Raw genomic sequence first — 19238 nt, 5'->3', positions numbered from 1 at the left:
CAAATTGTATTTAAAGTTTCAACCGACTATCTATAGGCGTCGTGCATTCCCCTTATTAGCTATTTTCAGAGCAAAAGAAGAAGCCGCAACTCCTAACGAGTGCGACTTCTATATATGTATCATTTGTAAATTATCATAGCCGAATAAACTAGAAAACCGAAGTTATTCAAAACACTAGCAGAATACTTAATATCAATAATTTCATGCCCTTGAAGTAAGAATTCGTTTACTTGGTTTTCAAAATCCTCTTTTTTTCGACTATCAAAAATTTTAATTTTAGTCAACCATCTCATTTCCCCTCACTCTAATACTAATAAAAATGGAAGTGATTGTCATCACTTTACTTATGTATTTCTCCACGTTTTTATTACCACAATTCACAAAAAAATTCTATTGGCCTCATCGTTATAAGAAACTGCAATAAACTTGTATGAATCAGACATAAGGAGCAAATGCTGTAGTTATGTTCTAAGTGAATTTCGTATTTCCCGCACATATTTAACTAGAATTTTTTTACTTTCAGAAACAAAAAACTCCATCACCTTCTATAGGAGGAAAAAATGAACATAAAATTACGATTAAAAATAATGATTTTTCTTCAGTTTTTTATTTGGGGATCTTGGCTTGTAACATTTGGTTCTTATATGATCAATACGTTGCATTTTACTGGAGCGCAAGTTGGAATCGTGTATAGTTCTAATGGTCTTGCAGCCATTATTATGCCAAGTTTGATAGGCATTATTGCCGATCGTTGGGTAAAAGCAAATGTTTTATATGGATTATTACATTTCCTCGGTGCGATTACGCTATTTAGCGCTGCTGAAATTTCTGATCCTACCATGATGTTTTGGGTAATGTTCTTTAACTCCATGGTTTATATGCCGACACTTGCTTTATCGAATACAATTTCTTATTATTACCTAGAAAATAAAGGCTTCGATGTTGTAAAGGATTTCCCACCTATTCGTGTCTATGGGACCATTGGTTTTATTCTTGCAATGTGGATTATTAGTCTTGCCAAAATTGAATTAAGTAATATTCAACTATTTATAGCGAGTGGCTCTGCTTTGGTACTTGCCCTTTACACCATTACTCTTCCTGCTTGCCCAACTTCTAATGCTAGAAAGGACAAGTCGTTGGTCAGCCTTTTAGGACTCGATGCTTTTGTTCTTTTTAAAGATAAAAAAATGGCTTTGTTTTTCATTTTTGCCATGCTATTAGGTGTTGCACTTCAAATTACTAATACATTCGGAGATCCGTTTTTACACGACTTCGCGTTGAACCCTGATTATAAAAATAGCTTTGCTGTTAAATATCCAGCTATTTTATTATCAGTGTCACAAATTTCAGAGGTATTCTTTATTTTGACCATTCCTTTCTTTTTAAGTAAGTATGGCATAAAAAAAGTAATACTAATTAGTATGATTGGATGGACCTTACGTTTTGCGTTCTTTGGCTATGGAAGCCCGGTTGGCGGAGGCTTTTTACTATTGTTGTTATCAATGATTGTTTACGGTTGTGCCTTTGATTTCTTTAATATTTCGGGAGCCATTTTTGTCGAAAAAGAAGTCGATCATCGAATTCGCGGGAGCGCTCAAGGATTATTTAGTACAATGGTCAATGGCATAGGCGCCTATTTAGGAGCTGTTATTAGTGGAGCAGTAGTTGATTATTTTACAGTCGACGGAGTGAGGAATTGGCAAAACATTTGGTTGTTCTTTGGGGCATACACGCTCGTTTTAGCAATCATTTTTGCATTCGTTTTTAAATATAATCATGACAGCAATGAAAAGGAAAATGTATCAATGAAACAGTAAATTAAATGTGTAAAAGGGGGAGCCTTACCTTTCATAGGGTTAAGGCTCTTTTAACATCCATCTTAAGTCTGAAATAATAAAAGCCCATACTATTCATTAAAAGAACTCATATAGTCCATTAACAAAATACTCATATATTTTGTCATCAATTATATTTTCACCATATCCTTCAAAAAAAATTTGTTTTTCTATTTCTTTTTCAAAGACATTTGGTTTTGGTCGAATTGCTAATGATACATCATACCTCGGATCTCCATATGCACCACTCCCCCAATCAATAACACCTGTGATTTCCCTGTTGAATACCAATACGTTATCAATTGTATAGTCCCCGTGAATTAACGTCTGCTTATAATTATCAGGTTTATTCTTTTAAACCTTTTCCAATAACTTCTTAGTACCATCTACTTCATTATTAATTAAATTATTGCGTGCTTGACTTATCATTTGCCCAAGCCAGTTTTTATTGTGTATAAGTTCATTGGGACAAGGCGTTGAATGAATATCCGCTAGGAATTTGCCAAAGTTAAATATTGTTTCTTGCCTTGTTTCCTTATTTTTCTCATCTTTTAAAGCAATTCGGACAGTTTCACCCTGTATGTACTCAAAAAGAGCCCAACATTGACGATTTTGCTTTTGCTCAACAAATAGCTTTACTTTCGGAATAAGTAGTTTTGTTTCCTTTGTTAAGCAGTTTAATACAGAAACCTCCTTTTTTAACAAAGAACAATACCAATCACCTTTTGTTCTTTTGAGAGCAAAAGAGCCTTGATGATTGCGAATAATTGCAACGTTCGAGGTGTATCCTTGTCTCGGAAACTTAATAGAGTCAAGTTTTTTTAGAAATTCTCTTATTTCTTCTGGTATTTCATCAACCTGTATAGGCTGCAATGAGAACCCTCCTCTGAAAGATTTTAATATACACATCCCCTTGTCAATCTAATTCTCACTAGAATCATAATGACTTAATGATCACCTTTAATTTAGACGATTTCAAGCAGAGGATTTTCATGAAGAAACGATTGACTCATAGCAATGCGCCAACGAAGAGATAGGTGCCTATTTGTTGAATGTATGCTTCCCATCTTAACAATATAAATTATTACCTGAGGAACCCTACGACCAAGCACATTGACTGTAGGTTCCCCGTCTATTTACTTTTTAAAATGATTCTTTTTCCTTTTTCATAACAAGCGACTTCAATGTATCGCTTAACTCCTGAATACGACTAGTTGTGTTCGTCATCATTTCAAGCATATTATGTTCGTCCTCTACTGAGTGCACAATTTCTATTGTAGAAGTTGCATTTTGTTCGGTCATATCATTCAGTTTTTCAATTTGTAATTGGATTGTTTCAAACTGTGAAATGGCACTGCTTAGTTCATTCATTCCTCTTGTTAAATCAAAGTTAGCCTTTGAAAATGAATCTTTTAAAATATTGAAGAAGCTGCTCACATCTTGTAAGAGCACTTCGCCTTTTTGTAACGCTTTTTCTCCGTCGTCAGAGCGTTGATAAGCTTCAGTTGATTTTTCGAACAACGTTCTCGTTACATTCGTAATGCTCACCGTAATAGCAGCACTTTCTTCCGCTAATTTCCGTACTTCATCTGCAACGATGGCGAATCCTTTACCATGCTCCCCTGCTCTTGCCGCTTCAATTGCAGCATTAAGAGCAAGTAGATTCGTCTGCTCTGCAATATGCTGTATGCCCTTTAGTAAGCTATCTACCGTTTTCAAGCTTGTCTGTAACTCATTCACAGTTTCAGCTGTAGAACTCATCGCTTGATTCATAACTCCCATTTGCACCATCGCATCTTGCATTTTCTCCCATCCTACTAGAATATCTTGCTGCAAATCAGTAGATTTAGAAATAGTATCCTTTGAAATTGAAAATGTTTCGTTGACAAAATGCACAGATTCCCTCATCGTGCCATGAATCATTTGCAAGCTAGATGACTCCTGCTGAATACTTGCGGAAATATCCTCTGTAGCTATAAGAATTTGTTTACTTGATCCAGATATTCGCTGCATTGTTTGTTGGAATTGTGTAACGTGCTCATCCAAAGCTTGACTACTTTTTTCAATTTCCTGAAACGTATTCTCAAGCTGATTTAATGACGCCTTTACTTCATTTTGTTGAATTGCAGCATGTTCAATTAGTTCATTACCCCATTTAGCGATTAAATATAATGCAATAATTACGCCATTCATTATCGCAAGTAGCGTTATAAATACAGTCATATCATCAAATGGCCCTAATAATGATTTCGAATTAGCGATATAAAGAATCAGAAAGCTGATATTTGTCAGCACACCAAAAAATACAAGTAATTCTTTTTTAAAATAAAGGGCGATAATGGCCACTGAACAAAGTAAAATATAATGTTTATTTAATGAAAAACTATCAACTAAAAATAAAGTAAAAACAATACTCGAAGGAATCATTCCAAAAATAAAGCCTTTAACATACGTGTTAATTGGTAAAAAGTAATTACAAACTGCTAATGCCATAACGGCTAGTCCAACAAATAAAAACATAATGCCCTTTGAGAATATCAACGGCCCACAAATTAAAACAGCCAAAATTGAAATAATAGCTAAATTAACACGATGGACTTTTCTTGTATCGTAGCGAATCTTTTTCTCCATAAATAGTTCCCCCTTTAAAAATGAATGGACATTCAGTACACTTTTCTATTATTATAAAGTATAACTACTACTTTTTGTAGATAAAAAGTGCATATTAGAGAATTTTTAACATTCTTTGAAAACAAAGGGGGATTATTTTATGGGAAGAGTCCAACAACTTGCACCAAATTTTTATTGTATTGATACACACGATTTAAATCGGGAACAGCGTACAAGCTCTTATTTGCTTATCGATGAAAAAATTGCATTAATCGAGACGTCTGCCAGTCCTTCTATGCCATATATAGTGGAAGGTTTAGATGAATTACATATTTCTTTAGAGGATATTCATTATGTAATTGTTACGCATATCCATTTAGATCACGCTGGAGGTGCAGGGTTATTTTTGCAAAGCTGTCCAAACGCTACATTCGTTGTACATCCAAGAGGTGTATCTCATATGGTGGATCCTAGTCGTCTAATTGCAAGTGCAAAAAGTGTTTATGGAGCAGAATTCGATCGTCTATTTGATCCAATTGTTCCCATCGATGCTAAACGCATTATAGAAATTGGACATGAGGAAGTACTATCTTTAGGTCAACATCAGCTAACGTTTTATCATACAGAAGGTCATGCAAAGCATCATGTATCCATGCTTTATTCTGCTACGAACGGATTGTTTGTTGGCGATACTACTGGTGTGCGTTATCCGGAAATGGAGAGAGAAGCAATTGATTTAATTATTCCTTCCACTTCACCGAATCAGTATGACCCAGATACAATGGAGCAATCTATCCAGCTTTATGAAACATTAAATGCTACGGAATTGTATTTCGGTCATTTCGGAGTTTATAAAAATCCAGCTGAAGCTTATAGACAAGTGCGCTACTGGACACCGCTATTTTTAGCTGAAGGAGAAAAAGCGCTAACGGTATCTGGCGATTTTAAAGAACAAGTACAATTTTTAGATAGTCGCTTAAAGGAACTTTTATTTAACTATTTACAAGAAAATGGCATCGCAGAAAATCATCCAGTCTATCAAACAATCCCGTTTGACACAATTGTTTCGGCAATGGGAATATTGGATTACTTAGAGAAAAAGAATACTAAAATTTAAAGCAACCGCACTGGAGAGGAGAAATCCTCTCTGTTTTCTTTTAAGTTCTGCTTTTTTCTTCAATCGATACGATATGTTTGATTTCAGCTGGCAAGCAAACGAGTTTCTGATTTAAAGAACTCTGGGAATAGAAAGGCATCCTGAAGATTCGAAATAGGTAACCATTCTAATCTTTCGTCAATACCATCACTGGTATAGCTTTCACATATGACTTCGACTTCATTTGATTTCATTAAATAAAAGAATGATATTTCATGAAATTGCGTTTCTCCAAATGGACCTCTTTGAAGGGGAAAAAAGTTTTCATGAATAAACACTAAACGATCAACTTCAACATGCACTTTGGTTTCTTCAAAGCATTCACGGATAACGGCTTCTTCTAAAGTCTCCTGTAACTTTACTCTTCCACCAACGGAGTAGTAGTAAGGATCACGACTATTTTTAACCATCAGCACTTTATCATCTCGGAGAATAATTGCGCCCACCCACATATTAAACACCCCATCTTTAGTTGGGAATGTGATATCCTGCTTATCTGTATCTCCTCCTTTCAAACGTTATCTCTAAATGGACTACACCTAATTTAAAAGTTTTATCATATTTTACCCTATAAAAATACCATTCATGAAAAAGTAGAATCTAAAAGGTATTGTTTTAATTAGAATCGAATATAGAAAATATAGGAAAAATACGAGGTGAACTCAATGAACGATACATTTTGTAGTAAACACTTTAAGCTAGAACAAATTGGTCAAGGTATATATGCAGCAATAGCGAAAGAAGGTGGCGGGGCTGTGGCAAATGCAGGTTTTGTGGATTTAGGCGATAAAGTTATCATATTTGATACATTTAACACACAACAAGCATCGAAAGATTTAAAACTTATAGCTGAAAAAATAACAAATCGAACTGTTACTTGGGTTGTTAATAGTCATTGGCATGGCGATCACATCCGAGGCAATCAAACATTTAAAGATTCGACTATAATTTCAAGCCAAATTACATCTTCAAAAATAAGAGATATCCATCCCTCAAGATTCAGTCAACAAAAAAATGATATTCAAGGTTTAGAAAACTATATTCAATCATTAAAAGACAAGCTACATCAAACCAATGATACGAATATACAATGCCAAATAAATTTTTTAAGTGAAGTAAAAGATTCTTTACCCACTTTAGAATTAACTTTACCGAACCAAACATTTCATAATGAATTAATCTTTCAGGGCACGAAGCGTTGTGCAAGGCTTTTCACGTTAGGGGGAGGTCATTCATATTGTGATGCTATGCTTTATATTCCTGAAGAGAAAGTAATATTTATGGGTGATTTATTATTTGTGAATTGTCACCCAACGTTTTTTGAAGAGTCTAACCCTGTGAAATGGAGCACTATTTTAAAAAAGGTTAAAGAACTAGAAATTGATGTGGCGGTACCTGGACACGGTCCAACAGGTACAAAAGAAGATATCTCAAAAATAATCGATTACATTTCCGAGTTAACTGCCATTGCAGAAAATAGCTACCAAGATGAGGATATAAAAATCCCTGAAATTTTTAGAGATTGGCGTTCACCGGAGATTTACCAACAAAATATAAAACACTTAAGAGAGTTGACAAATTCTTAATTGTTAAGCAACTAAAGATTGTTACTATTCAGCTAACGGTTCAGGTTAGTTTTAAAAAAATAAGAGATATTAATTCACCAACTATTAGGAGGGGAATTATGCTAATAACTCAACAATGGAATCAAGAAGATAGTGAATATATTCGAAAAAAAGTAATTGAACATAATCTTTCTAAGTTACCTGATGATGTAAAACATCCCGTCAAGAATATTAGCTTTATTCTCAGGGATGAAGGAGGAGAAATTTTAGGGGGCATATCAGGAACAATTTTCTGGTATAACTTACATATTGATTACCTATGGGTTGATGAATCACTTAGGGGTAAAGGATATGGGAAAGAGTTATTAAATTGTATAGAAAACATAGCTAGAGAGAACAGGTGCAAACTAATTCAGCTTGATACGTTTAGCTTTCAAGCCCCAAGTTTCTATCGAAAAAATGGTTATGAAATAGTAGGTGTAGTTGAAGAACATCCAAACAAAGAAAATCAGCAGTATTACCTAAAAAAGAAATTAACTTATTGATAAATTAAAAGGGAAGATTTAGTTAAATATTCGATTTACAAAATATTAAACACAAAAATAGAGTTACTATACAATATGCGTAAAATTAACTCTGTTTTTATGCTTTAACAGTAACAATCTTTTAGAAAAATGCCTAAATTAAAAAGAGGGCGTAGAAATTCGGCCCACTTTAACCATTTACTCAAATCTTTCATTTTGCATAATCTGTGCATTAGGGCATCTTTTTTTTAACTCTAAAATAAACTTTATTTTATCTTTTGGTAAAATTTTTATACTAACATGAGCTGCTGATTTGTAAAATATTTCAAGACCCTTATCAGATGATGAAATTAGATAACCCGTAAACTTTTCTGTCGTTGGAGAAACGCTAGTTATACTTAGATATGGAATCTTACTTTTGAAAGGGCCACCTTTAACTAAAAGATGATTTTCACAGAAAACAAATTGAATAGAAGTGGCGTACCACCCTATGAAAACAGCTGAAATTATAAAGACCGCTGACATAATAATAATTGTTGAAAAAGATGTGAAGAACGGAAGCCATGCTATAGTCCCAAATACAAAAACCAGTAAGAATATAGTTAGTACTAAAACAGTATTTGTTTTTGCATGAAAAACCATAAAACCAATCCCCTTTCTTATTAATCTTCGCTAAAAATCATTTACCGAACAGAAAGAATAAGGAAATCCATTCCAGGTACCTTATAAGTAATGTACCATTTTTTGATTTAGCAAACAAAGCAAAAAACTATTTAGAGAGTTACGAATAATTGGGTTTGTTAAAAAGCATCGACACTAAAGACGATGCTTTTTGCTTTGATCGAGGTTTTACATTCATACTTAGCAAACACATTATGGCTCTTTTAACCGTTCTAAAGCCGACTGAAAATCCTGTCTCTCCCCTACTTCGCGGAAATTTTTAAATGGATTGCTCACTTTTTTCATTCGCTCTAGTACTGCGGGAATAGTAAAGAGGTCTGGGGTTAAATGCTCATTAACCTCCTCCCAGTGTAATGGCGTTGCCACTAAACCCTTCTCATTGCCACGAGTTGAATATGGAGCAATAATCGTCTTGCCTTCTGCATGCTGCACATAATCTAAATATAATTTTTGATGTCTATTCTTCTTTAAACGTTCGATCGTATACAATTCTGGTTTTTGCTCACATAAAAAACGACAAATAAATTCAGTAAATACACGTACTTCTTCGTAAGTAAAGGCATTTTCAGGTAGCGGGATATATAGCTGTAAGCCTTTGCCTCCCGATGTTTTCACAAAAGATTGGAGCTTAAAATAATCGAGAATTCCCTTTAAATCGAGTGCCCCCGAAATAGCAAGTGAAAACTGGTCGACAGAAGGAGGATCTAAATCAAAAACAATTTCAGTCGGATGTTCTGTTTGTAACGTTTGAAATGGTATGTGTAGCTCTAATGCAAGCTGGTTACCTAGCCATAATAATGTTTCAAGGTTGTTGCACACTAAATAATTAATATCGTCCATCCACCCTGTTGAAGCAAATTTAGGTACTTTTTCAGGGCTACTTTTTTGATAAAAGCTTTCCCCCGGAACCCCATGAGGAAATCGAATTAACGTAAGTGGACGATCTCGCAAAAAAGGTAGCAAATAAGGAGAAATCATTTGTAAATAGTGCAAATAGCCATCCTTCGTAATACCGATTTCAGGCCAAACAGGCTTATCAGGATGCGTAATCTGAACCGTATCTGGAATAGGAAAGAGTTGACGCTGCATGTGCTGCCAGTGACAATCCTCTGGCAACATTTCTAGTCGAAATGCATGAAAACGAGGTTCTCGACATTTACTTCCATCGAAATCAATACAGGCAATATCAAGACAAATGGATGGCTTCAGCTCCCAAATTTCATTATTTTGCCGTCCATTTTCCTGAAAAAAGGCAATGAGTGTTTTCCGTTCTTCCTCTGACATTCCATGTTTAAACGTCACGACTTCTACAAGTTTCTCCTGTTGAAAAATACTGCCGTGAAAATAACCATTTCCATGATTATATTTCGTCACTATGACTGTTACATATCTCCAATTTTTTATTTTTAACCAATGTATCGAGCGTGTATCTGCCATCCATTTACTCGTTTTCCTCTTCGCAATCATTCCCTCTCCATTGTAAACCTGGATCGCCTGCCAAAGAGCTTCGCTATGCTCTACAATGCAAATCGCCTGCAATGGACATTGATCCTCATAATTGACAGTCACAGGTAGTTTTAAAGACATAAAAAGCTTAGAAAGTTGCTGTTTACGTGTTTTTAAATACTTATTTGTCAGTGACTCCCCTTTATAGCGCAATACATCAAAGACAATATAATGACATGGAAAATCTTTAGCATGCGCAGCAATAACTTCTTTGTTTTGCATCCGACCTCTTTGTTGGACAAGCGCAAAATCACTAGTAAAGTTATTCATTAAATAAACTAATTCACCATCAAATGTTAATGGTAAATACTTTTTAACTTTAGTAAATATACTTTGACAAAAATCAAGTATCTCAGGAAACATGTGATTTAAGTTATTGCCATTCCTGCTTATTAACATTGGCTGTTCGTCCCAAACTAACAAACATCTAAATCCATCGTATTTTGTTTCGTACATCCATTCCTCACCAATAGGCGTTTCAAGCACTTCTGTTAATAGCATTGGTTTCATCTAAATACCTACTTTGTTTTTTATCTTCAGTTTTTGACAATTTCACTTTAAGATACATAAAAATAAGCAAAATATATCATAGTAAAGAAAAACGAGGTGATACAAATGCATACAGTTTGGAAAGGAAGTATCTCATTTGGTCTTGTCAATATACCAGTAAAACTTCATGCCGCAACAGAAAATAAAGACATTAAATTACGACAGCTCCATAAAGAATGTCATACACCTATTAGCTATAAAAAAGTTTGTGAAGGCTGTAACCAAGAAGTAAAAGATGAGGATATTGTAAAGGCTTATGAATATGCGAAGAATAAGTTTGTCGTATTAGATCAAGAAGAATTAGAAAACTTGCGGAAGGAAAATGAAGATAAGGCCGTTGAAATCATTGATTTTGTGAAATTAACTGAAATCGATCCTATTTATTTTGAACGTACTTATTTTTTATCCCCAGATTCGACTGGCGGAAAGGCTTATGCCCTATTACGTCAAACATTAGAGCAATCCGGAAAAATAGGTGTGGCCAAAATTATTATTCGCTCAAAAGAGCAATTAGCAATTGTGCGTGTTTATCAAAATGCTTTAGTGATGGAAACGATTCATTACCCTGATGAGGTAAGAAGTGTTGGGGATGTTCCAAGTATTCCAAGTGAACAAAACATTGTTCCAAAAGAACTAGAAACCGCACTGATGCTAGTCGATCAATTAACAACAGAATTTAATCCTGAAAAATATACAGACGATTATCGCAATGCTTTAATGGAGCTTATTGAGGAGAAAAAAGCTACGAACACTATATCAACAAGTGATAAACGTCCGGTTCCTGATAATGTCACGGACTTAATGACAGCACTGCAAGCCTCCTTAGAAAAAACGAAAAAGCCTGCAACGAGAAAACGAGCAACGCGAACGAAGAAAAATGCATAGATTCACGCTTAAAAAGTGTATCCATGATTTGTGGATATGCTTTTTTTAAAGAATCTCACTTTTACTAGTTACAACCATTAGCTTGTCCTTATATATTCCGTATTTCTGAAAAAAATAAGGTTTGCCAATCTGCTCAAAATAAAGATTCCACTTAAACATTTTTATAAATATAGAAAAGGTTGGTTTGTAATTGGACTTTTCTAAACCTAGTTTTTGCAACGTAAATCTTTTTATTATTCGGTAAATTCGTATGAAATAATTTGTGTCTAAGAAAATAATCAAATCAGCAGTTGAAAAACTTTGCGCTACCCACTCCTCACTATGAACACCCTCAATTATCCACGCTTCTGTCTGTATAATATTCCGCAAATAATCAACTTTTTGTTTATCCGTTCTTCTAACATCACCTGAGTTCTGTCTTATCCAAACAACATTATCTAATTCATAATAAGGAATATTTAATTTCGCAGATAATTCTCTTGCTAAAGTAGTTTTCCCACTCCCAACAGAGCCAATGATATGTATTTTGCGCGGAAATTCTTTGTTCAAATAAATCCTCCTACTCATCTTTTAATTTTATTATTTGCGGCTTATCGCAATAGCGTGGGTGATTTCCGCGCTCTGCCGCTTTGCTATCGCTTAGAGCAAAGCTTCGTGGGGCGTTAAGGCACTTACATCTAGGAATTCAACGCTATTAGGATTGATATTATCCTTAAATAGAACTTTATTTTTGGTAACATCTTAAGTTTATCTTGAGCATCTTTTACAATAAACCTTTTTAAACCTTCGTTGTCTGTAAAGATCCTTCAAACGCCCCAAACCGTTCGCCCCCTACTTGCAGAAACATAATTGAGGCTAGTTGGGACTTAGATCTCATATAACAGGCGCAGCTATGAAACCAGGATTAGGGGTAACTGGCAAACTATGATTGATGAATCCAGTCGTTGGTCTGGATATTTCAAATTATTAAAATAATCTTGTCTAATTTAGAGACTATCAAATTTTCTAACTTAATTAATTATAATTATTGTAGATTTGATTTCTTTTCAATAAAAAGTGTCTGACTTCTATTATAATATTTTCATCGATATATTATTTAAAAATGTAAATCTTTTCAAATAATATTTTAAAACTAATTTTAGTTATACCTCCTACTGTTTAATCTTGTGCTCCTATAAAATACACCTACTTATATAAAGGAACATATGTATCGTAGTTTCCTCGTTTAAATATAAATAACCCATTACAAATGGTAATTTTAATATGAGCAAAATGCTACCTGTAAAAAGAATATATTTGCTATTGAATTTCTGTTCAATTTTTTATCCCCCAACCAATAATTACGTTTTATTAGGAATTAGTAAACAATATCATCTTTTACCTTCATTTTAATATATTCATTTTATTTATTAAACAAATTATGGAAGTGTCTCACGGAAAAATAACCTCATGAATAGGCTATTTTTATTTATTTAAAATAAAGAACTGAGAGCCGTTTAAAGGCATTTTTTGTGTGAAGAATTATGTTAATAAACGTGCAAAAATGGGTATTTAAAAGATTAAGTGGTTTGACAAAAGTAACAACCTGTGGTTAAAATCAAGTTGTTACTTTTGGTAGCAGAGTAAAAAATTTTTAATAAAGGGTTTCTTAGGAAGTCACTAAAACTCTAAGTTTTCAAACTAGGGGGATGAAAAAAGATGAAATTGAAATCTGTAGGACTCACTTTAGGGTTAGCTATTTCGTTACTTTTAACAGGCTGTGGAGATGGAGATAGCAAAAAAGACAATGGCAATTCAACAGGAACTGCGCCAAACATAGGGGAGCAAGTGGACTATAAGATTATAGGAATTGAACCAGGAGCTGGGTTGACTGGTCTGGCGGAAAATACTATAGAGAAATATGAAAACTTAAAAGGCTGGGAGCTTGAACAAAGTTCTACACCTGGGATGTTAGGTTCATTAGAGCAGGCTATTCGAAATGAAGATCCAATTATTATTACCGGATGGACACCACATTGGATGTTTTCATCTTATGATTTGAAATTTTTAGAAGATCCTCAAGGGACATTAGGTGGATCGGAAAATATCAATACACTTGCGCGTAAGGGCTTGGAAAAAGACTTACCGGATGCGTATACAATTTTGGATAGATTTTATTGGGAACCAGAAGATATGGAAGCTGTAATGTTTGAAGCACAAACGAGTTCATTTGAAGATGCAGCAGACAAATGGATAGAAGAAAACCAAGACAAAGTAAATGAGTGGACAAAAGATACGAAAAAAGTAAGCGGAAAAGAAATTGAATTAGCTTCAACACCTTGGGATTCAGAAAGAGCTTCGAGTAGTGTATTACAGGCTGTATTTGAAGAACTCGGATACACTGTCACAATCACACCTGTAGATCCCGCAATTATGTTTCAAGCTGTCGCTACAGGCGTAGCTGATGCAACAGTAGCTGCTTGGTTGCCAACAACACATAGCTCTTTTTATGAAAAATATAAGGATGACTTAGTTGATTTAGGTGAGAACTTAAAAGGTACAAAAAATGGATTTGTAGTTCCTGCATATATGGACATTGACTCGATTGAGGATTTACAGCCTAAGAAGTGATAAAAAGTTAACTACTGAATAATTTTGACCTTCAAAAGCCTTTCACATATTTAGCCCAAACTCCCTGCCCCGTTAGTTGAGTAAGACAAGATAAAACAAAAATCGTTACGAACCGAATCATAAAAAATAGACCAACATATTTTATATGTATAATATGTTTGGTCTATTTATTTACATACGTTTGAAGGTTGTCACCCTAAGATTACTTTGGCTGTCTCTTACTATACTAACGCCCACGATAGTTGAGCAAGTGTTTATCTTATTATTTCTTCATCGAATTTACCGTTTTCAAAACCCAATTTAATAAAACTCTTTAAATTTGAAGTGTATTCCTCTATTTCTGCGGTCTCATGGTTCAAAACATAAATTGTATCATTCATTTTCCCGTCTATAACTTGAAGACATAATTTATCCCCTGTACCATCACTATATTTTTATTTCACATTTATTGTAAAATAAAAAGCACTTATCCCATTCCAATGATAGTGCTTTATTAACATCATTTCATTATTTATAGAATAAAAATTTTAGGGAGTTCAATACATTTTGTACTTTAAAATAAGAAATTAAATTTTAAAATTTATTTATTTTTATTATGAATGTCTGTATTGTCACTTATATAATATAACGAAAAATCATCATCATATAAATCAACTTCAAAGTAGTAATGTTTATCTGATTTTTTATCTACTACAACCATTTCGAACAAACCCATTCCTACTCTATAGTTAATTTTTACAGAATTTAAGTTATCTTTTTTAACTCCATAGTTAGTTTCAATATAGTTTTCAACATAAAAATAGGCAACAGCTTTTCTAGACTCTAAGTTGAAATATTGATAGCTAACAAAAATAACTATCAAACAAAATAATAAATTAAATAAAACTAACTTTCTCATTTCCCTCCCCCTCATTATCATAATAGGATATCATTTTTTTAAGCAAACTATTAATATTCGACTGGACAGTTCAACGAATGTTCTTCAAGTAAAGAACCCAATTAGTTAGTAAGATTTATTTAAATTTTCAATAACGGGAGGTAATTCCATTAAATCATCCACTATATAATCCGCATCGACATTATCCCATTGAAAGTCTTTCTTCCAAATACCTTTCATTCCTACTTTCTTAGCACCTATAACGTCATTTTTAGGATGGTCCCCCATAAATATACTTTCGTTGGCAGAAACATTAAGTTTCTCTAATGCTTTGTTAAATATTCGCGGGTCTGGCTTTTTAATTCCTTCCCATTCAGATATTAAAATAACATCAAAATATTTATCTATACCTAAAGCCATAATATTATCCATCTGAAATTGACCGTATCCATTTGTAATCATTCCCAAAAGAAGATTGTTACTTTTCAATTCCTCCAACATTCTAATGAGATTAGGAAAAGGAATACAGTTATTCTTAAATTCACTAAGATAATCTTGAAGTAGTTCTTCCCAAGTTAAATTAACAAAATCAAATTCATTGACTAATTGTTGATATACTTTATCTTTCCAAACATATCCACGGTTATCCAATTCTATAAATCTTGTCACATACTTTTCTTTTGGGATATGCCCTATTAGTTTAGACAATCTATCGTATTGTCTGCCAATAAACATTTTTACAGATTCATCTCTATTTAATAAAGTTCCATCCAAATCAAATATAGCAGCTTTAATCATTGTTAATTCTACACTCCGTATTTTAAGTATTATTCTTGAAAAACACCATTGATTGTTTATACTTGACCGTTGCTCCCTTTAATATCATTACTTGTCTTTTCAAAACACATATTAACTGTCCTTTCGTTTGAACGAGTCCGATGCATTGTATTGGCAGGTACAGTAAATATTTCTCCAGGTTTCAATGAAACTGTTTCAGTGTTTTCTAAGTCTATGAAAAGTTCACCTTCTAATACATAAAATAACTCATCGCAATTCTCGTGTTTATGCCAGTGAAATTCTCCATTTATCACAGCTATTCTAAGAGCGTGATCATTTACTTCACTTACAATAAAATTTGTGTAGTCACTTTCGTCTTTATTAGTTCATTTAGGTTGTATACCTTTAACTGTCCATTTTTCTGCATTCTCATTCTCCTTAGCTTATCTAATGTTCTTTAATGACTAATTTCAACAATAGAACTAAAATTCCTTTTTTTCTTCAACTATTCTGCCCTGTTAGCTTATGTAGATTTGTTCACAATATCTTTGGTATACAGTCTAATCGGTTATTCAAGAATATGGCCTGATTGTTCGATTTCTCTTTTTTGTTTGACTAAGTCATTCTATTTAATTTTTAAAAAATAACCCATTTCACAAACACCAGTTCCCCACACTCTGCTATAATGAAGAAAAAACTAGGAGCTTACTAGATGATAAACATTCAAGAACGTATGGAGCATTACCGTATAGCAGGTTTAAGCATGATAGCTATCGAAAAGGGCAAAATCAGTAAGAAGCAGCATTTTGGTGTTCTAGAAGCAGGTACCGATAAAATAGTGGATGAGCACTCCATTTTTAATGCTTGTTCGATCAGTAAGTTTCTAACAAGTATTTTAGTAATGAAATTAGTAGAACAAGGGATTGTGGATTTAGATGAAGATGTTAATAAAAAGCTAGTTTCATGGGCGGTTCCTGACAATCATTTGACCAAGCATAAAAAAGTTACATTGCGCAACTTACTATGTCATCAATCGGGTATTATGGACCCTGAGGGCAGTTTTATGGAACTAGAATCTTTCAACAAAATACCATCCATAGTAGAAATATTAAATGGTCAAACGCCTTATTGCCCTACTACCATTGAAGTGACATATGAACCTGAAAGTGAATTTCACTATTCTGATGCAGGCTTTTGTATTATCCAATTATTACTAGAAGATATAACGCAAAAACCTTTTTCTCAACTTATGGACAATTTCATATTTAAACCATTATGTATGACAAACAGTACATTTTCTACCTCTCTTTCAACATCAACTATCAATAATTTTGCTTGTGGCCATGATCAACATGGAGCGTTAATTCCAGGGAAATATTCTATATATCCTTATCTTGCTGCTTGTGGAATATGGACTACCCCAAGTGATTTAACCATATTATTACTGGATATCATGAATGCTAGTAAAGGACAAAGTAAAATCGGCATTACTTCCAAACAAGTAAAAGAACTATTCCGCTCACATGGATGTAAAGAATGGACAGGTCTCGGCGTATTTCTAGATGGCACGGACGACAAACTCGAGTTTTCCTCTCTTGGCTGGGGTGTTGGGTATCAATGTATGCTAGCCGCCTATCCAAACCTTGAAAAAGGGATTGTGATGATGACGAATACTGATACTGGGATGCATCAAATGAAGGGAATCATGGGCGAAATCTATCGTTCACTTTCCTAATGACAGAAAAAGAGGCTGATGATGAAGCCTCTTTTTTCCATTACACAGAATTAAAGATTGAAACCAAGCATATGGAAACCGCAAACTCGGAGTATAACTAACCTTTTATGCTATTCATCAAGCCTCTTTCTTCACCTTATAATGCATTTGCACCATTTGCCCAAAGCGTTGTGTATTTACTAACTCCAGGTCTTGGAATGGATTATTATCCTTAAACAATGGAATGCCAGAACCTAATAGGTGCGGTGTAACCGTAATAATTATTTCATCTATTAACTGTTCCTTTATAAAGGGATCGAGAATTCCTGCTCCACCAACCATCCAAATTTTTGAGCCTTTCTGTTCCCTTAATCTTTTCGTAAATGCTACAACATCCTCATTCACAAACTCAGCGTGTTCGTTTTGTCCACTTAGTGAAGTTGAGAAGACATAACATTTCTTATCGAGATATGGAAAAGGCTCAATATGATCTACAACCCAATCATACGTTCTTTTACCCATAATAATGGTATCAATGGATTGGTACATATCTGAATACCCAGCATCCCCTTCCCCCTCTGCCTCTTCTAGCCATTGTAAATCATCATTCTCTTTCGCAATATATCCATCCAAACTAGTTGCAATATATAAAATGATTTCTCGTGACATACCGTCATCTCCTTTTCTCTTTTGAAAAACTCCTGAACAAGATCTATACTAAACAATAAACATGACAACTACTGGCATGATTAAATGAAAAAAGGTGAAGAAAAGTGTCAAAAGCAAAACGTCTATTAGATATCCTTGTATTTGTGAGCGCAAAAAAGAAATTTACTGCACAGGAAGTTGCGGATGAATTCAATATATCAATTCGTACTGTTCATCGATATATTTTAGATTTAAGTGATATGGGTTTGCCTATTTACGCAGAACAAGGACGAAACGGTGGCTATACAGTTCTATCGAGCAGACTCCTACCGCCTATTTTATTTACAGAAGATGAGGCTGTTTCGATTTTCTTTGCGTTCCAATCTCTTCATTATTACCGTGATTTGCCTTTTAATACAGAAATAAAATCCGTTTCTCAAAAGCTTTATAGCTCGCTTCAGGAGGAAGCAAAGCAGAAAGTGGATAAACTTCAATCCTACATTGCATTTTGGAATCCTAAACGAGCGATTGAAACACCTTTATTGAAAGCCGTTTTAGAGGCTGCCATTGAAAACAAAAATCTACATATTCACTATGAATCAAAATCAGGTACAACTACAAAACATATCCATCCAATTGGTGCGTATGCTCATGATGGATTATGGTATATGCCTGCCTTTGATTTCACAAAACAAAAAATATTACTGTTTCGTGTAGATCGTATTATTTCCATTATAGAGAGCGAAGAAAACCAAGAGGTATTTGTAAATTTGCAGGAGTGGTTTAGTAGTGAATATGAACTTAAACAACCTATCCATTTAAATGTATTATTATCAAGAGAAGGTGTACGACAATGCAAAAGCGATCCGAACCTTGAAGATTTGGTCACGATAAAAGAAGATGGCACCGGCTTTATTGATGCCATTATAGACAAGGGTGAGCTTAATTTTATTAGCTCCATTTTTTATCGACTAGGTATGCATGCTCAAATTGTAGAACCAAAAGAATTAATTAATATTATAAGACAGCAAGCAAAAGGAATTTTATCTATGTATCCAGAAAATGATTAATGTTATATACATTCATTTCTACTCGAAGGACCACTTCATGGGGAGTGAAAAAGGAACCAATTGAATTAAACAAACGAATGAAAACATAGATCTTATTTTAGAAAAAGGCAAACACCTAACATTAATCTTTTCTTCTGCATAAAATGGTAGTGTACCTAATTTGCTTCCATCTTGCCTCCTACGTTGGGCAAGAAACACACCCCCATCATAAAATATTTATTTTGGTCACTT

At 33.9% G+C, this 19238-nt stretch carries 18 protein-coding genes and 1 pseudogene; 8 read left to right on the top strand and 11 right to left on the bottom strand.

Features of this window, described 5'->3' with window-relative positions; translation table 11 throughout:
* Window positions 1-119: 119 nt before the first annotated feature.
* Window positions 120-293, bottom strand: coding sequence for a sporulation protein Cse60 (locus MOK21_RS24005; RefSeq protein ID WP_374110170.1), 174 nt, complete (start codon window positions 291-293; stop codon window positions 120-122).
* A gap of 267 nt (window positions 294-560) precedes the next feature.
* Between MOK21_RS24005 and MOK21_RS14070 the strand changes: the two genes are divergently transcribed.
* Complete coding sequence (locus MOK21_RS14070) at window positions 561-1817, top strand: nucleoside permease (RefSeq protein WP_249074615.1); 1257 nt, start codon at window positions 561-563, stop codon at window positions 1815-1817.
* Window positions 1818-1913: 96 nt separating this feature from the next.
* Here the strand turns inward: MOK21_RS14070 and MOK21_RS14060 are convergent.
* A pseudogene (locus tag MOK21_RS14060) lies at window positions 1914-2708 on the bottom strand (phosphotransferase family protein).
* Window positions 2709-2978: 270 nt separating this feature from the next.
* Window positions 2979-4466, bottom strand: coding sequence for a methyl-accepting chemotaxis protein (locus MOK21_RS14055; protein ID WP_249074612.1), 1488 nt, complete (start codon window positions 4464-4466; stop codon window positions 2979-2981).
* A gap of 139 nt (window positions 4467-4605) precedes the next feature.
* On the opposite strand from MOK21_RS14055, the gene MOK21_RS14050 reads away from it, so the two are divergent.
* The gene (locus MOK21_RS14050) at window positions 4606-5562 is read left to right on the top strand and encodes an MBL fold metallo-hydrolase (RefSeq protein ID WP_249074611.1); all 957 of its coding nucleotides are present in this window, start codon (window positions 4606-4608) and stop codon (window positions 5560-5562) included.
* An 83-nt stretch (window positions 5563-5645) separates the two neighbouring features.
* On the opposite strand, the gene MOK21_RS14045 is transcribed toward MOK21_RS14050, so the two are convergent.
* Entirely contained in the window at window positions 5646-6116 is a 471-nt protein-coding gene (locus MOK21_RS14045; RefSeq protein ID WP_249074610.1) for an NUDIX hydrolase, read from the bottom strand.
* 150 nt (window positions 6117-6266) lie between these two features.
* Here MOK21_RS14045 and MOK21_RS14040 point away from each other — a divergent pair, with 150 nt between their 5' ends.
* A complete protein-coding gene (locus MOK21_RS14040) occupies window positions 6267-7187 on the top strand; it encodes an MBL fold metallo-hydrolase (RefSeq protein ID WP_249074609.1) in 921 nt (306 codons plus the stop codon).
* 98 nt (window positions 7188-7285) lie between these two features.
* Window positions 7286-7711, top strand: coding sequence for a GNAT family N-acetyltransferase (locus MOK21_RS14035; RefSeq protein ID WP_249074608.1), 426 nt, complete (start codon window positions 7286-7288; stop codon window positions 7709-7711).
* A gap of 177 nt (window positions 7712-7888) precedes the next feature.
* On the opposite strand, the gene MOK21_RS14030 is transcribed toward MOK21_RS14035, so the two are convergent.
* Together MOK21_RS14030 and MOK21_RS14025 are read right to left on the bottom strand one after the other, a co-directional pair.
* Window positions 7889-8332: a PH domain-containing protein gene (locus MOK21_RS14030; RefSeq protein WP_249074607.1), complete on the bottom strand. Its 444-nt coding sequence runs from the start codon at window positions 8330-8332 to the stop codon at window positions 7889-7891.
* Window positions 8333-8563: 231 nt separating this feature from the next.
* A complete protein-coding gene (locus MOK21_RS14025) occupies window positions 8564-10387 on the bottom strand; it encodes a DNA ligase D (protein WP_249074606.1) in 1824 nt (607 codons plus the stop codon).
* A gap of 105 nt (window positions 10388-10492) precedes the next feature.
* On the opposite strand from MOK21_RS14025, the gene ku reads away from it, so the two are divergent.
* Window positions 10493-11311, top strand: a complete 819-nt coding sequence (gene ku, locus MOK21_RS14020; protein WP_249074605.1) for a non-homologous end joining protein Ku — start codon at window positions 10493-10495, stop codon at window positions 11309-11311.
* A 45-nt stretch (window positions 11312-11356) separates the two neighbouring features.
* Here ku and MOK21_RS14015 read toward each other — a convergent pair whose 3' ends face one another.
* The gene (locus tag MOK21_RS14015; RefSeq protein ID WP_249074604.1) at window positions 11357-11860 is read right to left on the bottom strand and encodes an AAA family ATPase; all 504 of its coding nucleotides are present in this window, start codon (window positions 11858-11860) and stop codon (window positions 11357-11359) included.
* Between the two features lie 1149 nt (window positions 11861-13009).
* On the opposite strand from MOK21_RS14015, the gene MOK21_RS14010 reads away from it, so the two are divergent.
* Complete coding sequence (locus MOK21_RS14010; RefSeq protein WP_249074603.1) at window positions 13010-13921, top strand: glycine betaine ABC transporter substrate-binding protein; 912 nt, start codon at window positions 13010-13012, stop codon at window positions 13919-13921.
* Between the two features lie 580 nt (window positions 13922-14501).
* On the opposite strand, the gene MOK21_RS14005 is transcribed toward MOK21_RS14010, so the two are convergent.
* The 3 genes from MOK21_RS14005 to MOK21_RS13995 form a co-directional block, all read right to left on the bottom strand.
* Window positions 14502-14819 (bottom strand): histidine kinase, encoded by a 318-nt coding sequence (locus tag MOK21_RS14005; protein WP_249074602.1) that lies wholly within the window; start codon window positions 14817-14819, stop codon window positions 14502-14504.
* 105 nt (window positions 14820-14924) lie between these two features.
* Window positions 14925-15596, bottom strand: coding sequence for an HAD family hydrolase (locus tag MOK21_RS14000; protein WP_249074601.1), 672 nt, complete (start codon window positions 15594-15596; stop codon window positions 14925-14927).
* 56 nt (window positions 15597-15652) lie between these two features.
* Complete coding sequence (locus MOK21_RS13995) at window positions 15653-15928, bottom strand: cupin domain-containing protein (protein WP_249074727.1); 276 nt, start codon at window positions 15926-15928, stop codon at window positions 15653-15655.
* Between the two features lie 359 nt (window positions 15929-16287).
* Here MOK21_RS13995 and MOK21_RS13990 point away from each other — a divergent pair, with 359 nt between their 5' ends.
* Window positions 16288-17310, top strand: coding sequence for a serine hydrolase domain-containing protein (locus tag MOK21_RS13990; protein ID WP_249074600.1), 1023 nt, complete (start codon window positions 16288-16290; stop codon window positions 17308-17310).
* 117 nt (window positions 17311-17427) lie between these two features.
* On the opposite strand, the gene MOK21_RS13985 is transcribed toward MOK21_RS13990, so the two are convergent.
* Window positions 17428-17958 carry a dihydrofolate reductase family protein gene (locus MOK21_RS13985; RefSeq protein ID WP_249074599.1) on the bottom strand — a complete coding sequence of 177 codons (531 nt, stop codon included), beginning with the start codon at window positions 17956-17958 and terminating at the stop codon, window positions 17428-17430.
* A gap of 104 nt (window positions 17959-18062) precedes the next feature.
* Between MOK21_RS13985 and MOK21_RS13980 the strand changes: the two genes are divergently transcribed.
* Window positions 18063-19007, top strand: coding sequence for a helix-turn-helix transcriptional regulator (locus MOK21_RS13980; protein ID WP_249074598.1), 945 nt, complete (start codon window positions 18063-18065; stop codon window positions 19005-19007).
* The last annotated feature ends 231 nt before the right edge of the window (window positions 19008-19238 follow it).

It is taken from the genome of Lysinibacillus sp. BPa_S21 (assembly GCF_023337795.1).
GTDB lineage: Bacteria > Bacillota > Bacilli > Bacillales_A > Planococcaceae > Lysinibacillus.
Note: the sequence above shows the minus strand (reverse complement) of the source record. Positions and strands in the feature narration are given on the sequence as shown.